At 69.5% G+C, this 15,946-nt stretch carries 12 protein-coding genes and 3 pseudogenes; 13 read left to right on the top strand and 2 right to left on the bottom strand.

The window, feature by feature from the left end; all coding sequences use genetic code 11:
- The 5 genes and pseudogenes from ACFWF3_RS04070 to ACFWF3_RS04090 all read left to right on the top strand — a co-directional run.
- Nucleotides 1-905: pseudogene (locus ACFWF3_RS04070) on the top strand (nitrite reductase (NAD(P)H)); the annotation flags it as partial.
- 63 nt (nucleotides 906-968) lie between these two features.
- Nucleotides 969-1,349 (top strand): nitrite reductase small subunit NirD, encoded by a 381-nt coding sequence (gene nirD / locus ACFWF3_RS04075; protein ID WP_101466100.1) that lies wholly within the window; start codon nucleotides 969-971, stop codon nucleotides 1,347-1,349.
- Nucleotides 1,346-2,590, top strand: a complete 1,245-nt coding sequence (locus ACFWF3_RS04080) for a uroporphyrinogen-III synthase (RefSeq protein ID WP_378991282.1) — start codon at nucleotides 1,346-1,348, stop codon at nucleotides 2,588-2,590. The genes nirD and ACFWF3_RS04080 overlap by 4 nt, the downstream gene beginning before the upstream one ends.
- The gene (locus ACFWF3_RS04085; RefSeq protein WP_379312360.1) at nucleotides 2,584-3,312 is read left to right on the top strand and encodes a sirohydrochlorin chelatase; all 729 of its coding nucleotides are present in this window, start codon (nucleotides 2,584-2,586) and stop codon (nucleotides 3,310-3,312) included. Before ACFWF3_RS04080 ends, ACFWF3_RS04085 begins: the two co-directional genes overlap by 7 nt.
- A 77-nt stretch (nucleotides 3,313-3,389) precedes the next feature.
- Nucleotides 3,390-4,157, top strand: coding sequence for a hypothetical protein (locus tag ACFWF3_RS04090; RefSeq protein ID WP_379312361.1), 768 nt, complete (start codon nucleotides 3,390-3,392; stop codon nucleotides 4,155-4,157).
- Here the strand turns inward: ACFWF3_RS04090 and ACFWF3_RS04095 are convergent.
- The gene (locus tag ACFWF3_RS04095) at nucleotides 4,141-5,091 is read right to left on the bottom strand and encodes a GlxA family transcriptional regulator (RefSeq protein WP_379312362.1); all 951 of its coding nucleotides are present in this window, start codon (nucleotides 5,089-5,091) and stop codon (nucleotides 4,141-4,143) included. The two genes, ACFWF3_RS04090 and ACFWF3_RS04095, sit on opposite strands and share 17 nt — an antisense overlap.
- A 126-nt stretch (nucleotides 5,092-5,217) precedes the next feature.
- Here ACFWF3_RS04095 and ACFWF3_RS04100 point away from each other — a divergent pair, with 126 nt between their 5' ends.
- The 6 genes and pseudogenes from ACFWF3_RS04100 to ACFWF3_RS04125 all read left to right on the top strand — a co-directional run.
- The gene (locus ACFWF3_RS04100; RefSeq protein WP_379312363.1) at nucleotides 5,218-6,162 is read left to right on the top strand and encodes an NAD-dependent epimerase; all 945 of its coding nucleotides are present in this window, start codon (nucleotides 5,218-5,220) and stop codon (nucleotides 6,160-6,162) included.
- Between the two features lie 99 nt (nucleotides 6,163-6,261).
- Nucleotides 6,262-10,563: an amino acid adenylation domain-containing protein gene (locus ACFWF3_RS04105; RefSeq protein ID WP_379312364.1), complete on the top strand. Its 4,302-nt coding sequence runs from the start codon at nucleotides 6,262-6,264 to the stop codon at nucleotides 10,561-10,563.
- Nucleotides 10,560-11,237: a DUF6875 domain-containing protein gene (locus tag ACFWF3_RS04110; RefSeq protein ID WP_379312365.1), complete on the top strand. Its 678-nt coding sequence runs from the start codon at nucleotides 10,560-10,562 to the stop codon at nucleotides 11,235-11,237. The genes ACFWF3_RS04105 and ACFWF3_RS04110 overlap by 4 nt, the downstream gene beginning before the upstream one ends.
- A 56-nt stretch (nucleotides 11,238-11,293) precedes the next feature.
- Nucleotides 11,294-12,259, top strand: a complete 966-nt coding sequence (locus tag ACFWF3_RS04115; RefSeq protein WP_379312366.1) for an alpha/beta hydrolase — start codon at nucleotides 11,294-11,296, stop codon at nucleotides 12,257-12,259.
- A gap of 35 nt (nucleotides 12,260-12,294) precedes the next feature.
- A pseudogene (locus tag ACFWF3_RS04120) lies at nucleotides 12,295-12,626 on the top strand (TfoX/Sxy family protein).
- A gap of 97 nt (nucleotides 12,627-12,723) precedes the next feature.
- Nucleotides 12,724-13,158 (top strand): annotated as a pseudogene (locus tag ACFWF3_RS04125) (VOC family protein); the annotation flags it as partial.
- A 55-nt stretch (nucleotides 13,159-13,213) separates the two neighbouring features.
- Here the strand turns inward: ACFWF3_RS04125 and ACFWF3_RS04130 are convergent.
- Complete coding sequence (locus ACFWF3_RS04130) at nucleotides 13,214-13,642, bottom strand: hypothetical protein (RefSeq protein WP_378632770.1); 429 nt, start codon at nucleotides 13,640-13,642, stop codon at nucleotides 13,214-13,216.
- A gap of 177 nt (nucleotides 13,643-13,819) precedes the next feature.
- On the opposite strand from ACFWF3_RS04130, the gene ACFWF3_RS04135 reads away from it, so the two are divergent.
- A complete protein-coding gene (locus ACFWF3_RS04135; protein ID WP_378632772.1) occupies nucleotides 13,820-14,041 on the top strand; it encodes a hypothetical protein in 222 nt (73 codons plus the stop codon).
- Nucleotides 14,042-14,186: 145 nt separating this feature from the next.
- Nucleotides 14,187-15,946, top strand: a 1,760-nt coding sequence (locus ACFWF3_RS04140) for an AAA family ATPase (protein ID WP_379312367.1), incomplete at its 3' end; no start/stop codon positions are given.

The raw sequence follows: 15,946 nt of genomic DNA on the forward strand, positions 1-15,946 counted from the left end.
ACCACTTCCTGGCCAACCTGCAGAAGAACGGCACCTACTCGGTCGTCCCCCGGATGCCCGGTGGCGAGGTCACCGCCGACCAGCTGATCGTGATCGGCGAGGTCGCCAAGGAGTTCGGCCTCTACGTCAAGGTCACCGGTGGTCAGCGCATCGACCTGTTCGGCGCCCGCGTGGAGCAGCTGCCGCTGATCTGGAAGCGCCTGGTCGACGTCGGCATGGAGTCCGGCCACGCCTACGGCAAGTCGCTGCGCACCGTGAAGAGCTGCGTCGGTTCCACCTGGTGCCGCTACGGCCAGCAGGACTCGGTCGGCATGGCCGTGCTGCTGGAGAAGCGCTACCGCGGCCTTCGTTCGCCGCACAAGATCAAGCTGGCCGTGTCGGGTTGCGCGCGTGAGTGCGCCGAGGCCCGTGGCAAGGACGTCGGCGTGATCGCCACCGAGCACGGCTGGAACCTCTACGTCGGCGGCAACGGCGGTCTGACCCCCAAGCACGCGGTGCTGCTGGCCGGTGACCTCGACGACGAGACCCTGATCAGCTACATCGACCGCTACCTGATGTTCTACATCCGCACCGCCGACCGCCTGCAGCGCACCGCGCCGTGGCAGGAGGCCCTCGAGGGTGGCTTCGACTACCTCAAGGCCGTCGTCTGTGACGACAGCCTCGGCATCGCCGGTGACCTCGAGGCCGCCATGGCCAAGCACGTCGAGGGCTACAAGGACGAGTGGGCGGCCGTGCTCGAGGACGAGAACAAGCTTTCGCGCTTCGTCTCCTTCGTCAATGCCCCTGACGAAGCCGATCCGACGATTTCGTTCGACGACAGCGGCGAACGCAAGGTACCAGTGCTCCTCGGTCTTCCCGGCATGCCCGTCGGTGTTGCTTCGGACACAGCACCGGCCGGGAAATAAGCCCTTAACGCTGCGGAAACAGGGCGCCTGTACCAATAGGTAAGGCGTTCGGAGGAGGAACCGATGACCGTTATCGACACACCCACCATCACCACTGAGACCGTGACCTGGACCCAGGCTTGCCGGCTCGATTTCCTGATCCCGGGGCGCGGCGTGGCTGTCCTGTTGAAGGGCGGCCGTCAGGCGGCTCTGTTCCTACTCACCGACGGCACGCTCGCCGCCGTCGGCAACATCGATCCGTTCGGCCGGGCCGCGGTGATGTCTCGCGGCATCATCGGTGATCGCGGCGGTGTTCCCGTCGTCGCGTCGCCGCTGCTCAAGCAGGCCTTCTCGCTGATCGACGGCCGTTGTCTCGACGACGAGTCCCAGTCCCTGCCGGTGTACGCCGTCCAACTCGATGGCGGCGTCGTCGCGGTCTCCAACGAGCCGGTGCAGACCCCATGACCTCTCCCACCGACAGTGGCCCGTGCCTTGCCGGCTTCACCATCGGCGTCACCGCGGCTCGCCGCGCCGAGGAATTCAGCACCCTGCTCACCCGCAAGGGCGCGAGCGTGGTGTCCGCCCCCGCCATTCGCATCATCCCGCTGGCCGATGACACCGAGCTCGAACGGGTCACCGAACTGCTGATCGCCGATCCGCCGCAGATCACCGTCGCCACCACCGGCATCGGTTTCCGCGGCTGGATGGAAGCGGCGGAGGGCTGGGGCCTGGCCGAGGTCCTGCGCGACACCCTCGCGTCCACCCGGATGCTGGCCCGCGGCCCCAAGGCCAAGGGCGCGATTCGCGCCGCCGAACTGCGTGAGGAATGGTCGCCTGCCTCGGAGTCCTCGGCCGAGGTGCTCGACCATCTGCTCGCCGAGGGCGTCGAAGGCGTCCGTATCGCGGTGCAGCTGCACGGCGCGACCACCGAATGGGAGCCGGTTCCCGACTTCTGTGAGGTGCTGCGCTGCGCGGGCGCCGACGTGGTCCCGGTCCCGGTGTACCGCTGGGAGCCGCCGGCCGATCGTGGGCCGATGGACAACATGATCGAATCGATCATCTCCGGCAGCCTGGACTGCGTCACCTTCACCAGTGCGCCCGCCGTGGCGTCACTGCTGATGCGCGCCAAGGAAACCGGACTCCTCGAGTCGGTGCTGCACGCGTTCCGCGGCCGGGTGCTCGCCGCCTGTGTCGGGCCGATCACCGCGGCCCCGCTGGAAGAACTCGGCGTGCCGACGACGATGCCCGGGCGTGCCCGGCTGGGCGCGCTGGCTCGCCATGTGGCAGAAGAACTTCCGCGTCGCGCCAGCCGCATCTACGCGGCCGGTCATCTGATCAGCGTGCGTGGTGGATGTGTTGTCGTCGACGGTGAGGTGCGCCAGCTGGCGCCCGCCCCGATGGCGTTGATGCGATCGCTGGCTCGTCAGCCAGGTCGGGTCGTGTCGCGCGAAGACCTGCTGGCCGCGTTGCCGGGTGGCGGTGACGACACCCATGCGGTGGAGACCGCGATCGCGCGATTGCGGGCCGGCTTGGGCACTCCCAAGGCGATTCAGACCGTGGTGAAGCGCGGGTACCGGCTGGCGCTGGACGCGGCCGACTGCTCCGATACGCCGCCCGTGCGCGCGGCTGTTCAGGCACCGCACGCCGCGGGGATCGGAACGCCCGCCCGCTCGCCCCGGCCGGCTCAAGCGATCGGAGTGTGGTGAGCGCCGGGCAGCCGGGTGATCCGGCTCTGGTGCTGGTCGCGCACGGCACTCGCAGTGCGCGCGGGGTGGAGATGATCGCGGCGCTGGCCGACGCGGTGGCCGCCGAACTCGGCGTCTCGGCGCCGAATACCGCGCTGCGGACAGCGTTCGTCGACGTGCTCGGTCCGTCGCCGTCGGAGGTGCTGCGGGATCTCGATGGGCCCGCTGTCGTTGTTCCGGCGTTCCTCGCTTCCGGCTATCACGTGTACCAGGACGTTCCGCGTGAGGTTGCCGAGAGTGGGCACTGCGCGGTGGCCGTGACCGAGGCGATGGGACCGGATCCGGCGCTGACCCGGATCATGGCGGTGCGGTTGCGCGCGGCCGGGTGGAAGCCCGGTGACGCGGTGGTGTTCGCGGCCGCGGGTTCTTCGGATTCGCGTGCGCGCCAGGATGTTCGGCGGGCTGCGGGCATGCTGGCCGAGCAGCTGGCCGCGCCGGTGAAGATCGCGTATGTGGCGACCGGGACGCCGCGCGTGCCCGAAGTCGTTGCCGCGCTGCGCGAATCGGGTGCGCAACGGGTGTTCATCGCGTCGTATCTGCTGGCGCACGGGCTGTTTCATCAGCGGTTGCACGATGCCGGTGCCGATGGGGTGGCCGAGCCGATCGGTGTGCATCCGGGGGTTGTCCGGTTGATCGTCGATCGGTACCGGAGCGCGGCCAGGGAGCTGGTCGGCGTTCGCTGACGCCGATCGCACAGGCAGCCGGTGCGGGCGGCTGCGACTAGAGTTGGGCCGACTTCACAACAAGGGGGCACCGCTCGATGTCAGATTCGTCCGCAGGTCAGGGCTATTCATCGCAGGATGACGGGCTGACGGCGTATCCGGACGAGTCGGCGGCACGTGGGTCCGTGAATCCACTGGTTCCCGGCACCTATCCGCCACCGCCGAGCTCGGCCGTTCCGCACCCGCCGACGCACGGCCCGGTGCCGGGTGCGGTGGGATCGCCACCGCCCTACGCGCCGCCGCCGCCCTATGGGCCGGGTGCCCCATATCCCGGGCCGGGTAGTGCGCCGGTGGACGCCGGGCCTCGGGTTGTTCCGCAGAGTGTGCAGATCGCGTTCTACGTGATGCTGGCGGGGGCGGTGGTCACGCTGCTCGGCATGGCCTACTCGCTCACCATGCTCGACGAGACACGCAGTGCCGCGCTCGACGCTTCGGGTGGGGTGTTGCGGGGCGACGACCTCGATCTTCTGGTGTACGCGAGCGTCGGCGGGGCCCTCCTGAGTTCGCTGGTGACGGTGGGGCTGTGGGTGTGGATGGCGTTCGTCTGCCGGGCCGGAAAGAACTGGGGCAGGATCACGGGGACAGTCTTGTTCGGAATCAACGCGCTGCTCTATGCCGCAGGCACGGTGACGGCGTTCCTCACCTCGACGGCGGGGATCGCGCTGGTGTTCAGCACGGTCACCCTGGCAATCGGGCTCGCCGCGGTGATCCTGCTGTGGAACCGGACGTCCTCGCCCTTCTTCGCGGCTCCGGCGCCGCAGGGCTACCAGCCCTACCCCGGCTATCCGCCTATCGCGCCGTACTGAAATTCGCGCGGTAGGTACTCGGAGAGACGCCGACCTGGCGAACCATGTGCTGGCGCAACGACTCCGCCGAGCCGATGCCGCTGTGCCGCGCGACCTGTTCGATCGGCAAGGTAGTCGATTCCAGTAGTTCCCTGGCGCGGTGGATGCGCTGACTCAGCAGCCATTTCTGCGGGCTGAGGCCGGTCTCCTCGTGGAATCGGCGGCTCAGGGTGCGCACGCTGATTCGCGCGTGTTCGGCCAGCTCGCGCAGGGACACAGGGGTGTCGAGGCGTTGTAGCGCCCACGTCCGGGTGGCGGAGAGGGACAGGTCGTCGTCGGCGGGTAGTGGCGTGTCGACGAACTGGGCCTGTCCGCCGGGCCGCACGGGCGTCACCACCGCGGCCCGCGCGGCGGCGTTCGCCACGGTGGCGCCGTAGTCGGCGCGAATCAGGTGCAGGCACAGGTCGATTCCGGCTGCCGCGCCTGCCGCGGTGGTCACCGGTCCGTCCTCGATGAACAGTGCGTCGCTGCGCACCTGGATGAGCGGATGGTCGCGGGCCAGCTCCTCGGCCAGTGCCCAGTGGGTGGTCGCGGTGCGCCCGTCGAGCAGTCCGGCTTGGGCGAGCACGAACGCGCCGCTGCAGATCGAGGTAACCAGGATGCCGCGGTCGACGGCCGCGCGCAGCGCCTTCAGCGTCACCGGATCCGCGTCGGCGCGACTGCCGGTGCTCGGCACGATCACCGCGTCGGCGGTGTCGAGTACCTCGAGCCCGTGCCGGATCACGACGTCGAACCCACCGGGCGACATCGAGGGCAGCGCCCCCGGCACGGCGGTGCACACAACCACGCGATAACAGGGCTCGCCGTCGACCGTGATCGAGCCCATCAGCGTTTCGGGCATCGACAGATCGAAGGACTTCACCGGTGGGACAGCAACCACGGCAATGGTCTTCATGGCCTGATCCTTGGGATAGCTGGCAGTGCGGCCGCTAGTTTAGCCGTCTCGCGAGCGGCATCGTGGAAGGCGCGGGCGCGACCACGTCGCTCGCATCGAAATATGTTGTCGTGAAAGGGAATTCACATGTCCACTCATGTTGTGATCGGCCATGGCGGCACCGCCACCGCCACCGCGCTGTCGCTGGTCGACGCCGGGGATCGCGTACGGATGGTGAGCCGGACCGGGCTCGGCCCCACCCATCCCGACGTGGAACTGATCGCCCTCGACGCGCTCGATACCACCGCTCTGATCGAGATCGCGACCGGTGCGAGCACCGTCTTCAACATGGCGATGCCCGCGTATCACACCTGGCCGGAAACGGTTCCGCCCCTGTTCGGCTCGATCCTGTCGGCCACCGAATCCGTCGGCGCCGACCTGGTCATGCTGGGGAACCTGTACGGCTACGGCCCGGTCGACGGGGTGGTGTCCGAACGCACCCCGCTCGCCGCGACCGGCAGCAAGGGTGCGGTCAGGGCCAGGATGTGGGCCGATGCGCTCGCCGCGCACGAGGCAGGCCGGCTGCGCGTCACCGAAGTGCGCGCGGGTCAATTCCTCGGCGCGGCCGCTGTCTCGGTCTTCACCCTGTTCGTCCAGGCCGCGGTCCTGGCGAACACCCCGGCCAAGGTCCCGCAGGAACTCGACCTCCCGCACTCCTACACCGCGATCGGTGATGCCGCGGCCGCGCTGGTGGCGGTCGCGCGTGACGACCGGTCGTGGGGGAGGGCCTGGCACGCCCCGGTGATCACCACGACCGTGCGCGAGATCGCGAACCGGCTCGCCGAGCTGGCCGGCGTCGCGACACCCGAACTCGCGGTGCTCACCGACGCGGAGATCACCGAATTCGCTCAGCAGGACCCGTTCTGGACCGAACTGTTCGAGACGAAACACATGTCCCATCGCGAGTTCGTCGTCGACGATTCGGCGCTGCGGACCACCTTCGGCACCACCGCGTCGAAGCTGGACGAGGTGCTCGCCGACGTGGTCGCCGCCGACGCGGCCGCACGGCTATCCGTGCCCGACGCGGGGTAGATGCCGTAGGTTTGCCGGGGAACCAGTCAACGGTTGCTCCGAATCCCGGGAGGCCCGGTGCGGCAAGGCGAGGATGGTATCGGCGCGGTAGATGCCGTGATGGCGGCAGAAGCTGTGCCGATTCCCTTGTCTCCCGGGCAATTACGCTGGTGGGTAGCTCATCAGCTCGCACCCGGTGTGCCCGCCACGATCGCCCTGTATCTGGATCTGCGTGGGCCACTGGACATCGCGCGCCTGCGCACCGCGATCCGCTCGGCGGCGGTGCGGCTGCAGTCACCGCATGTGCGCATACGGCTCGTCGACGGCACACCGCACCAACTCCTCGACCCGGCCATCTTCGGCGAACTCACCGAGGTCGATCTCACCGCTGCTGCGAAGGGGCCGCCGGGTGGCGGTGTGGATCATGGTGCGGCGGTGGTCGAAGCGCTGTCGCGGATGGAGGCGGATCGACGGGCCCGGCTGGATCTGTGCACGGACGCGATCACTGTCGCGACGCTGTACCGGGTGGGACCCGAGCGGTGTTTTCTCTACCTACGCAGTCATCATCTGGTGCTCGATGGTGTCGGTGCGGCGGCGCTGCTCCGGTTGGCTGCCGAAAGCTATTCGCAGGAAAGAGATCTCGACCGGGCCGAGGTGTTGTCGATCGAGGACCTGGTCGAGGCGGATCGGGTCTATCGGCATTCCTCTCGCGCGGTGGCGGATCGGGCGTTCTGGGCGAAAGAGACTGCGGGGCTGCCGGATCCGATCGGGATGGCCGGTGTCGCCGCGCCCGCGTCGGCCTGTCCGCACCGGGTGTCGGCCTGCCTCGACGAGCGCACCGCGAATCTGCTGGCCGTCGCGCGCCGGCGTTACGCGGCCAGCTTTCCGGAGCTGACCGCCGCTGCCTTCGCCGCGTTCCTCGCCAGAATGTCGGGCTCCGACCAGATCGTCCTCTCACTGCCCGTGGCCGCTCGGCCCACCGCTGCCCTGCGACGCTCGGCCGGGTCGGTCTCCAATGTCGTGCCCTTGCGGCTGCGCGACCTCGATACGGCGACAGTCGAAGAACTGATCGATCAGGTGCGCCTGCGGGTGATCGGGGCCCTGCGTCACCAGTGCTACCGCTATGAGGACATTCAACGCGACCGTGGCGAAACGCACTTGGCCAGAGGCGGATTCGGCCCCGTGATCAATCTCCTCGGTTTCACAGCTCCGCTGACCCTCGGTGCGGCTGACGGCCGGGCCCACCTGCTGAGCCTCGGCCCCGTCGAAGACCTCCTCGTCAACGGCTATCAACTCGGTCCCGACAACACCACCGCGACGATCGACTTCCAAGCCAACCCGGCCCGCTACGACGTCGCCACCCTGGCCTGGTACCACCGCCTGTTCCTCGACTGGTTCGCCACCTTCCTGGCCGCCGAACCCGCCCGGCAGATCCGCGACCTGACCACTGAATTCACCACCCCACGCCCTTCGCGATCCCCCACCGAGGACGCAGCCGTGAAACCAGGCGACAGCGAGGACACGGGTGACCTCGCGCAGCGACCGCTGCTCCGGCCTGTCGCGGAATCGGTCCCGACCCTCTCGCACCGGGTCGCTTGCGCGGCAACGACTTCGACGTTGCCGGAACTGTTCGGCGGATTCGATGGGGCAGACACCGTCGCGGTGGTGGATGATGGCCGGTCGATGACCTATCGGGAGCTCGGCGAGTCTGCGGCGCGGTGGGCCAGGGTACTCATCGCGTACGGGGCCACGCCGGGGAGTCCGGTACTGACCGCGATTCCGAGGTCGCTCGAGTCGGTGCTGGCAGTGCGCGCGATCGCGGCGGCCGGTGCCTGTCTGACACCGATCGATGTGGGTGATCCGGGTGAGCGGGTCGCCCGGATCATCGCCGGATCCGGTGCGGTGCTGGGGTTGACGACACGGGCTGCTCGCCCCGGGCGATCCGGCGATTCCGCCGGGGTCACCTGGCTGCTGCTCGATGACGCGGAAACCCTGGCCCACGTGGCCGATCAGCGATCGGACCCGGTCACCGACGCGGATCGTCGCGACCGGCTGACCTGCGCGCACCTCGCCTACCTGATCCATACTTCGGGGACAACCGGGGCGCCCAAAGGCGTCGCGGTGACGCATCGCGGCCTCGCTCCCTTGACCGGCCACCTGCTCGACCGCTACCGCACCACGCCGGATTCGGTAGTGCTGCACGCGCATTCACCCGCCTTCGACGCGCACCTGCTCGAACTCCTCGCCGCGTTCGCCGCGGGCGCGCGTCTGGTGATCGAACCGCCCACGGTGGTGGCGGGCGCGGAGCTGACCGGGCTGATCGCCCAGCATCGCGTCACACATCTGCTCACCACGCCCGCCGTGCTGGCGACACTGCGCCCCGCTGACGTGCCGAGTCTGGCGGTGGTGGTCGTCGGCGGCGAGGCCTGCCCGCCGGAACTGGTCGCCACCTGGGCATCCCGAGTCCGCTTGCACAACGGCTACGGCCCCACCGAGGCCACGGTGATGGCCACCCAATCGGCGCCCCTGGTAGCGGGGGAGCCCGTGACGATCGGCGCACCGCTACCGACAGTGGTCGCGCTGCTCCTGGATCCACGCCTGCGGGCTGTCCCCGCCGGTGCGCGGGCCGAGCTGTACCTCGGTGGACCGTGCGTAGCGCAGGGCTACCTCGGCGATCCCGCGACCACCGCGGCCCGTTTCGTGGCAGATCCCAGAGGTGGCGGCGAACGTGTCTACCGCACCGGCGATCTCGTCGGACCACGCGCCGGCGGCTACGAGTTCCTCGGCCGCATCGATTCCCAGCTGGCCGTCCGCGGCCGCCGCATCGAACCGGCCGAAGTCGAAGCAGCCCTGCTCACCGACCCTGCCATCGCCCACGCCGCAGTCGACATCGCCGACGCGGGCACCCCCGCCGCCCGTCTCATCGGCTACGTCGTCCCGACCCGAGCTTCCGTCCGCGCCGGTCCGCAGCACCCCTTCGCGCCGAACATCGCGGCCGACAGTGCCTCCGTCCCGGTCCGTGGCTCGGCCGATCTCTCCGCGTCGGGCACCGCAGCCGACGGTGCCTCGGTCCCGGTCTGCGGCTCGGCGGATCCCTCGGCGCCGGACGCCATCTTCGACAGTGCCTCGGCCCTGGCCCGCCGTGGGCCGGAACATGTGTTCTCCTCGGATATCACATTCGATGCCACCGCAACCCTCGCTCGTTTACGCACGGTCCTGCCCGCGGCCATGGTCCCCGCCGCGTTGGTCACCCTCGACCGCCTCCCACTGACAGCCAACGGCAAACTCGACCGCGCGGCACTTCCCACGCCGTCCTCCACTCCTTACCGATCGCCGCAAACCCCGCTCCAACACCTGATCGCCACCACTTTCGCCACTGCCTGCCATCTCGACACGGTCGGCGCCGACGACGACTTCTTCGCGATCGGCGGCAATTCGCTGACCGGCGTGAGTGTTTCGGCGCAGCTGGCCCAGTCGACGGACACCCCGATCACGGTCCGCTGGCTCTACACCGCACCGACGGTCGCCGCCCTCGCCCACCGCATCGAGACCTACCGCGCCGACGCCGACCCGGGCGCCGACGCCCTCGCCACCGTGCTGCCCTTGCGCACCGGTGGAACCCGTCCACCGCTGTTCTGTGTCCACTCCGCCGTCCCGCTCGCCTGGTGCTACACCGGCCTGGCACGCCACATCACGGACCGTCCTGTGTACGGATTGCAGGCACCGACCTTGTCCGGGACACGGTCGGGCCAGGCCACATCAGGTGCGCACGTGACCGCGCGACCCGACGCCCTGACCGTCGACTTCCTCGCGAGGACCTACGCCACCGAGATCACCCGCCTGCAACCCGACGGCCCCCTCCATCTCCTCGGCTGGTCCCTCGGCGGCCAACTCGCCCACGCCACCGCCGTCCGGCTGCGCGCCGGAGGTCGCGACGTGGCCACCCTCGCCATGCTCGACAGTGTCGTCATCCCCGATCACGCCGACCCACCCCCGCGCCCCCGCATGCGCGACCTCCTCACCCACCTGCTCGGTGACGAACCCGACGACGCAGACGCCCTTCCCGACCTCTCGGCGGAGCAAGCCGCCGCCGAATTGGCCGCCGCCGGAGCAACTCTCGGGTCCGGGCTCGCCGCTGCCCAGCTGACCCGACTGCACGAGGCCTACGCCGACGGTGTTCGTCTCTCACACGGCTACCGCCCCGACCGGTTCGACGGCGACCTCCTCTACTTCTGCGCCACCCAGGGCATGACCGCCTTCCTCGACGCCCAGATGTGGCGTCCTTTCGTCACGGGTCGTCTCATCGAACATCCGGTCGACACCACTCACGCCCAGCTCACCAACACCGACGTCGTCGCTCACATCGGCCCGATCCTCGACCGCCACCTGCGTGCGGCCGAAACCGCGACAGCCACACCATGACCACCCTGCGCTCGACGACCGGCAGGCGCACCACCGCTACCTGGTGGTGCGTTTACGACGACCCCGTCCGCTGGTCCGCCGAACATCCTCGAACGGCGCCGTTGCTGGAGTGGTTCGCCGACACCCTGATGCGACCGGATCCCGCCCAGGGCAGACCGGGCCCCGTCTGCCCGTTCGTCAAACCCGCTGCCGCACAACACACCCTGTGGATCGCCGAACTGGCCGACACCGGCTCGATCGCCGAGGCCGTCGACGACGCCTTCGACCTCTACCGCACCCTCGACCACACCCCGGCCGTCCTGACCGTCTTCCCCGACCTCGACGACACCACCCGCATCGACGCCGCCCACGCCACGCGAAAGAGTGACATCGTGCGCGCGGGCGCCATGCTCGGCCAGTTCTATCCCGGCTGCCCGGTGGCGGGCCTGTGGAATCGCGACTACCGCCCGCTGCACGCGCCGCTGCCGATGCTGGTGATCCGCCCGATGATGAACACCGATTTCCCGTTCCTCGTCGGCGAACCGCATTGGCTCTCGGCCTACCTCGCCCGTCACGCGCCCGGACTCCCGCGCAAGCTCCGTGCCGCGATTGCGGACCGGATGCACGTCCCCGACGCGGGACCCGCCTCGATCACCGGGCTGCGCGCGCATTTTCCGGATGAACACGCACAATAGGGACACGAACCGCCCAATGCCGGACATTAGCGGGGTCATGCGGCACACTACGTCGCATGCGTCGGCTTGTGTGCTGTCTGCTCGTCCTGCTCGGCTGTGGAATCGTCGTCTCGCCCGCGGCGTCGGCGGAATCGGGGATCCTCGATGTTCGCCCGCTCGGCGGTCGGCAATTCGAGGTGGTCGTGTACTCCGCGGCGATGAACCGCCCGATCACCCTCTGGATGTCGCATCCCGGGTCCGGTGCGCCCGCACTGTATCTGCTGAACGCGGTCGACGGTGGCGAGGGCGGCGGGCCGTGGATGCGGCGCACCGATGTGGTCGACTTCTTCGCCGACAAGCCGGTGAACGTGATCGTCCCGATCGGTGGCCGCGCCAGCATGTACACCGACTGGCAGCGCGACGACGGTGCGCTGGGTCGCAACAAGTGGTCCACTTTCCTGACCGACGAACTCCCCCCGCTGCTCAACGATCGCTTCGGCATGACCGGCGCCAACGGCGTCGCGGGCCTGTCGATGTCGGCCACCTCGGCCTTGAACCTGGCGATCGCGGCGCCCGGCCTGTATCGCGCGGTCGGCGCCTTCAGCGGGTGCACGCAGACCAGCAATCCGCTCGCCGAGACGCTGGTCCGGTCCCAGCTGGCCACGTTCGGCGCCGACGCGACCAACATGTGGGGCGCCCCCGGCGACCCGGCGTGGGCGGCCAACGACCCGACCCTGCACGCCGACCGCCTGCGCGGCACCGCCATCTACCTGTCCTCGGGCAACGGCGCCCCCGGCCCGCACGAGGCGTTCAACGATCCGAGCATCGCGGGCAACGTCGGCGTCCTGCTCGACCGGCTGCTGGTCGGCGGCACCATGGAAGCCGTGGTCGGCAGTTGCTCGACCCCACTCGCGGGACGCCTGGCCCAGCTCGGCATCCCCGCCGACGTCCGCTTCCGCGCCGGGGGCACCCATGCCTGGCCGTACTGGCAGGACGACGTTCACGATTCCTGGCCGATGTTCGCCGCCGCCCTCGGCATCTGAGCCTTCTTGTCGGTGGCTCGGCGCACACTGAGTCGATGGCATACGACGAGGAACTCGCCGAGCGGATCCGGGAGATCGTCTACCCACGGCCCGATCTCGACGAGCGGAAGATGTTCGGCGGTCTCGCCTTCCTGATCGGCGGCAATATGGCCGTGGCCGCCAGCGGCAAGGGCGGGCTGCTGGTGCGGGTCGCCCCGGCCGAAGGCGATGCCCTGCTCGACGGATCGACGATCACGCCGATGGTGATGGGCGGGCGCGAACTGCACGGCTGGTTGCGCGTGGCCCCCGACGCGGTCGACGATGACACCGCACTGCGGGAATGGTCGAACGCGGAGTGGGGTTCGCGCAGACCTTGCCGCGAAAATAAAGTTCGGTGGATGTGTCGAAGGGCGGTGTGCGGCTCCGACCAGTGGGTGAAGCAAGCCACTCACCCCAAGGAGCACATCATGTCCGTCAACACATTCCTCTGGTTCGATGCCGACGCCGAAGCGGCGGGCGAACTCTATGCCGCGACCGTCCCGAACTCGCGCGTCGTCGAGGTCACCCGCCAGGGCGACGGTTCGGCCTTCATCGTCACCCTCGACCTCGACGGCCAGGCTGTCACGCTGATGAACGGCGGCCCGGGCCACCCGCACAGCGATGCTGCCTCGCTGCAGGTGATCGTGGATACCCAGGACGAGATCGATCGGCTCTGGGAGGCGTTGACGAGTGGCGGCGGCGCGCCCGGCCCGTGTGGGTGGCTCACCGACCGCTTCGGAGTGTCCTGGCAGGTCGTCCCGGCGGTGCTGCCCAAGTTGATGGGTGGCGAGACCGATCGCGTCATCGCCGTCGGCACGGCGCTGCGCTCGATGTCCAAGCTCGACATCGCCGCCCTGCAACAGGCCTACGACCAGGCCTGAACGCGCGAACGGCCGCCGCGGGGAGAGGTTCGCGGCGGCCGTCGTCGCGGGTGGGCTAGCCGGCCGAGCCCGACAGCAGCCCACCCAGATCAGCGGACCCGGTACTCGTGCCACCGCCGGGGTTGGTCGGCTTCGGGGCGACGGTGATCGTGACGGTCTTCGAGCTGATGAGCTCCTGCACCGCCTTGATCTCGTGCGCGCCGGTGGTCTTCGGCGTCCAGGTGATGGTGGCCTTGCCGTCGGCCACCGAGACCGGCTCGCCGATCTGGGTGCCGTTGTCGGTGAAGGTCACCTTGAACAGGAACGAGGTGGCCGTGACATCGGCGGTCACGGTGTAGGCGGTATCCACGTAGTGCGTGCTGCCGCTCACCGCGATCCCCTGCACGAGCGCGGATGCCTGGGGTGCTGCCAGCACGGCGGCCGCGGCCACCGCGGTGAATGCCGTGAGTCCGAAACCGGCACGCCGCGCCTGGTAGATCTTCATGATGTTCTCCTGTTCGCGCTGATGTTGAGCGCGACATTAGCCACCGGAGCGGGACCGCGTCCCGGAAACTGAAATAACCATGTTTAAAAATGTTTCGGCCGGTGACGTCGCAGGTGGCGACCGAATTCACCCGGAGCGGATGAGGCGCCCTCGGCGACCGGCCGCGACGCTGGAACCATGTCGACGTCCGGCCCGCTGCGCTATCAGTTCGTCATCGAGGGCGAGCTGTCCGAGCGTGTCCTCGCGGCCTTCCCCGAGCTGCGCCCCAGCTCGCATTCGCCCACCGGAACCACCACCCTCTTCGGTCTGGTCGCCGACAGTACGGCCATGCGTGGCGTGATGGCCCGCATCGACACCCTCGGCCTCACGCTGCTGAGTATGTCCCAGTTGCCCGACTGAGCATCCGCCGACGAGTCGACGTCGATCTGATAACGAGCGCCCTCACTTCCCCTCGCCAGCAACCGCGCAGCCGCTGATTCGCCTACCGTCGATCTCGGCGGAGGTCGGCCGCCGCGCGGTGAACAGCGTGTTCAGGAGGGTGAAGATGGCTTCGTCGTCGGGTTCTCTGGACTTTCACGGTGGCGGCTCGGTGATAGCTGTGTCGGGTCGGCTCGCCGGTCTTCCCGAGCTGTCCTTCGCCCCGGTTCGATGCAACGAGGCGTTCGCCCGCCTGGATCGGGCGCAGGCAGGCGCCGGGCAGACGGTGCTGCTGTGCGGGCCCGCGGGCAGTGGGAAGACCGTCGTGCTGGTCGACTGGGTGCGCCGCCGGTGCTCGGCACGCGTCGCGTGGTCCACCGTCGCCGAACAGCACGGATCCGATCTGCTGGCCGACATCGCCCGAACACTCGAGCCGATCGCGGATTTCGTCCCGACCGGGATGCTGCACACGCCGATGGACCGCGCCGTGGACCTCGTCGCCGCGCTGGCCTGCGTCGAGCCGACCGTGCTGGTGATCGACAACGCCCACCTGCTCACCGACCCGCTGCAACTCGCCGGCCTCGAATACCTGCTCACACACCTGCCCGGCCAGGTCACTGCGGTGATCGCGAGCCGATTCGACCCGCCGCTGCGGTGGCACGCCCTCGACCTGGCAGGCAGGCTCACCCGGATCGGAGTGCCCGAACTCGCGTTGTCCCCGGATCGGGTCGCTCAACTGCTCGCCCAGCACGGGTGCCGGCTCGACGACGCCGAACTCGCCGTGGTCCAGAACCTGACCCGTGGCTGGGCCGCGCTGGTGCGCATCGCGGCGATCTGCCTGTCGGCCGGCGGCACCGACCGCGACACCGCCCTCGCCGCGCTGGCCCGCCCCTCACACGCCGTCGCCGACTTCCTGGTCGCCGAACTGCTCGCCGCCCTGCCCGCGCCCACGCTCGAATTCCTGCTCGCCACCGCGGTTCCCGAGCAATTCTGCCTGCCGATGGCCGAGGATCTGGTCGGTGACGACGCCGCCCGCATCCTCGACGAACTGCTGCGCGCGAACTTCCCGCTGCACACCGTCGCCCACGCGGGCGAACTCTGGCACACCTACCATCCGCTCCTGCGCGCCTACCTGCTCGCCGAGGCCGCGTACACCAGGCCGGAGCGCCTGCCCGACTGTCATCGCCGGGTGGCGGCCTGGTTCACCGCGGCCGCGATGCCGGGGCCCGCGCTCGGCCATGTCCTGGCCGAGCCCGGCACCCCCGGGCTGGTGCCCTTCCTGCGCGACTGGGGGTTGCGCATGGTCTTGGACGGCACGGGTCACGCCCTGCTCGCCGCCCTCGAAAACCTCCCCGAACACGACACTTTCGTTCGCCTGCTGCGCGCGGCCGTCGCGGTGGAGTCGGGCGATATCGCCGCCGCGGAGGTCTATCTCGAAGCCGCCCATGTGGGCCCCGAATCGGCCGCGCCGGTGGTGCCCGCCGAGTGGGTGGCCGCTCTCGACCGCGCTGTGAGCGCGGGAGTGGCTGTCCTGGTGGGTGATTCGTCCTCGATGCGCTGGCCGCTGCCGCCGGTGACCGGTCAGCCCGACCTCGACTGCTACGCCGCGCTGCACTGCGGCATCGCCGAGATCTACGGGGGCGAGATCGACAGCGGCGCGGCGTCTGTGCGCCACGCGATCGTGCACTCCGAGCAGGCCGGACTGGGTCGCGTCGCGGTCCGTGCCAGAACCGCGACGGCCGGGGCGGCCGGGATGGCGGGCCGGCTCGGTGAATTACGCGCGCTGGCGGTCCAGGCGATCGACTGCGCCGAACGCTACGAACTGGCAGGCTCGGCCGATGCCGCTCCGGCCAGGGTGCTCGCGGCCTATGGCGCCTACCAGCAGGG

The organism is Nocardia sp. NPDC060220 (assembly GCF_042727815.1).
Taxonomy (GTDB): domain Bacteria; phylum Actinomycetota; class Actinomycetes; order Mycobacteriales; family Mycobacteriaceae; genus Nocardia.

What these genes read in the sequence shown, in the direction of transcription:
- ACFWF3_RS04115 (WP_379312366.1), top strand. Translation starts at nt 11,294, where the DNA reads ATGCGTCGGCTTGTGTGCTGTCTGCTCGTCCTGCTCGGCTGTGGAATC.
- ACFWF3_RS04080 (WP_378991282.1), top strand. Translation starts at nt 1,346, where the DNA reads ATGACCTCTCCCACCGACAGTGGCCCGTGCCTTGCCGGCTTCACCATC.
- ACFWF3_RS04095 (WP_379312362.1), bottom strand. Translation starts at nt 5,091, where the DNA reads ATGAAGACCATTGCCGTGGTTGCTGTCCCACCGGTGAAGTCCTTCGAT.
- ACFWF3_RS04105 (WP_379312364.1), top strand. Translation starts at nt 6,262, where the DNA reads ATGGCGGCAGAAGCTGTGCCGATTCCCTTGTCTCCCGGGCAATTACGC.
- ACFWF3_RS04100 (WP_379312363.1), top strand. Translation starts at nt 5,218, where the DNA reads ATGTCCACTCATGTTGTGATCGGCCATGGCGGCACCGCCACCGCCACC.
- nirD (WP_101466100.1), top strand. Translation starts at nt 969, where the DNA reads ATGACCGTTATCGACACACCCACCATCACCACTGAGACCGTGACCTGG.
- ACFWF3_RS04090 (WP_379312361.1), top strand. Translation starts at nt 3,390, where the DNA reads ATGTCAGATTCGTCCGCAGGTCAGGGCTATTCATCGCAGGATGACGGG.
- ACFWF3_RS04135 (WP_378632772.1), top strand. Translation starts at nt 13,820, where the DNA reads ATGTCGACGTCCGGCCCGCTGCGCTATCAGTTCGTCATCGAGGGCGAG.
- ACFWF3_RS04130 (WP_378632770.1), bottom strand. Translation starts at nt 13,642, where the DNA reads ATGAAGATCTACCAGGCGCGGCGTGCCGGTTTCGGACTCACGGCATTC.
- ACFWF3_RS04110 (WP_379312365.1), top strand. Translation starts at nt 10,560, where the DNA reads ATGACCACCCTGCGCTCGACGACCGGCAGGCGCACCACCGCTACCTGG.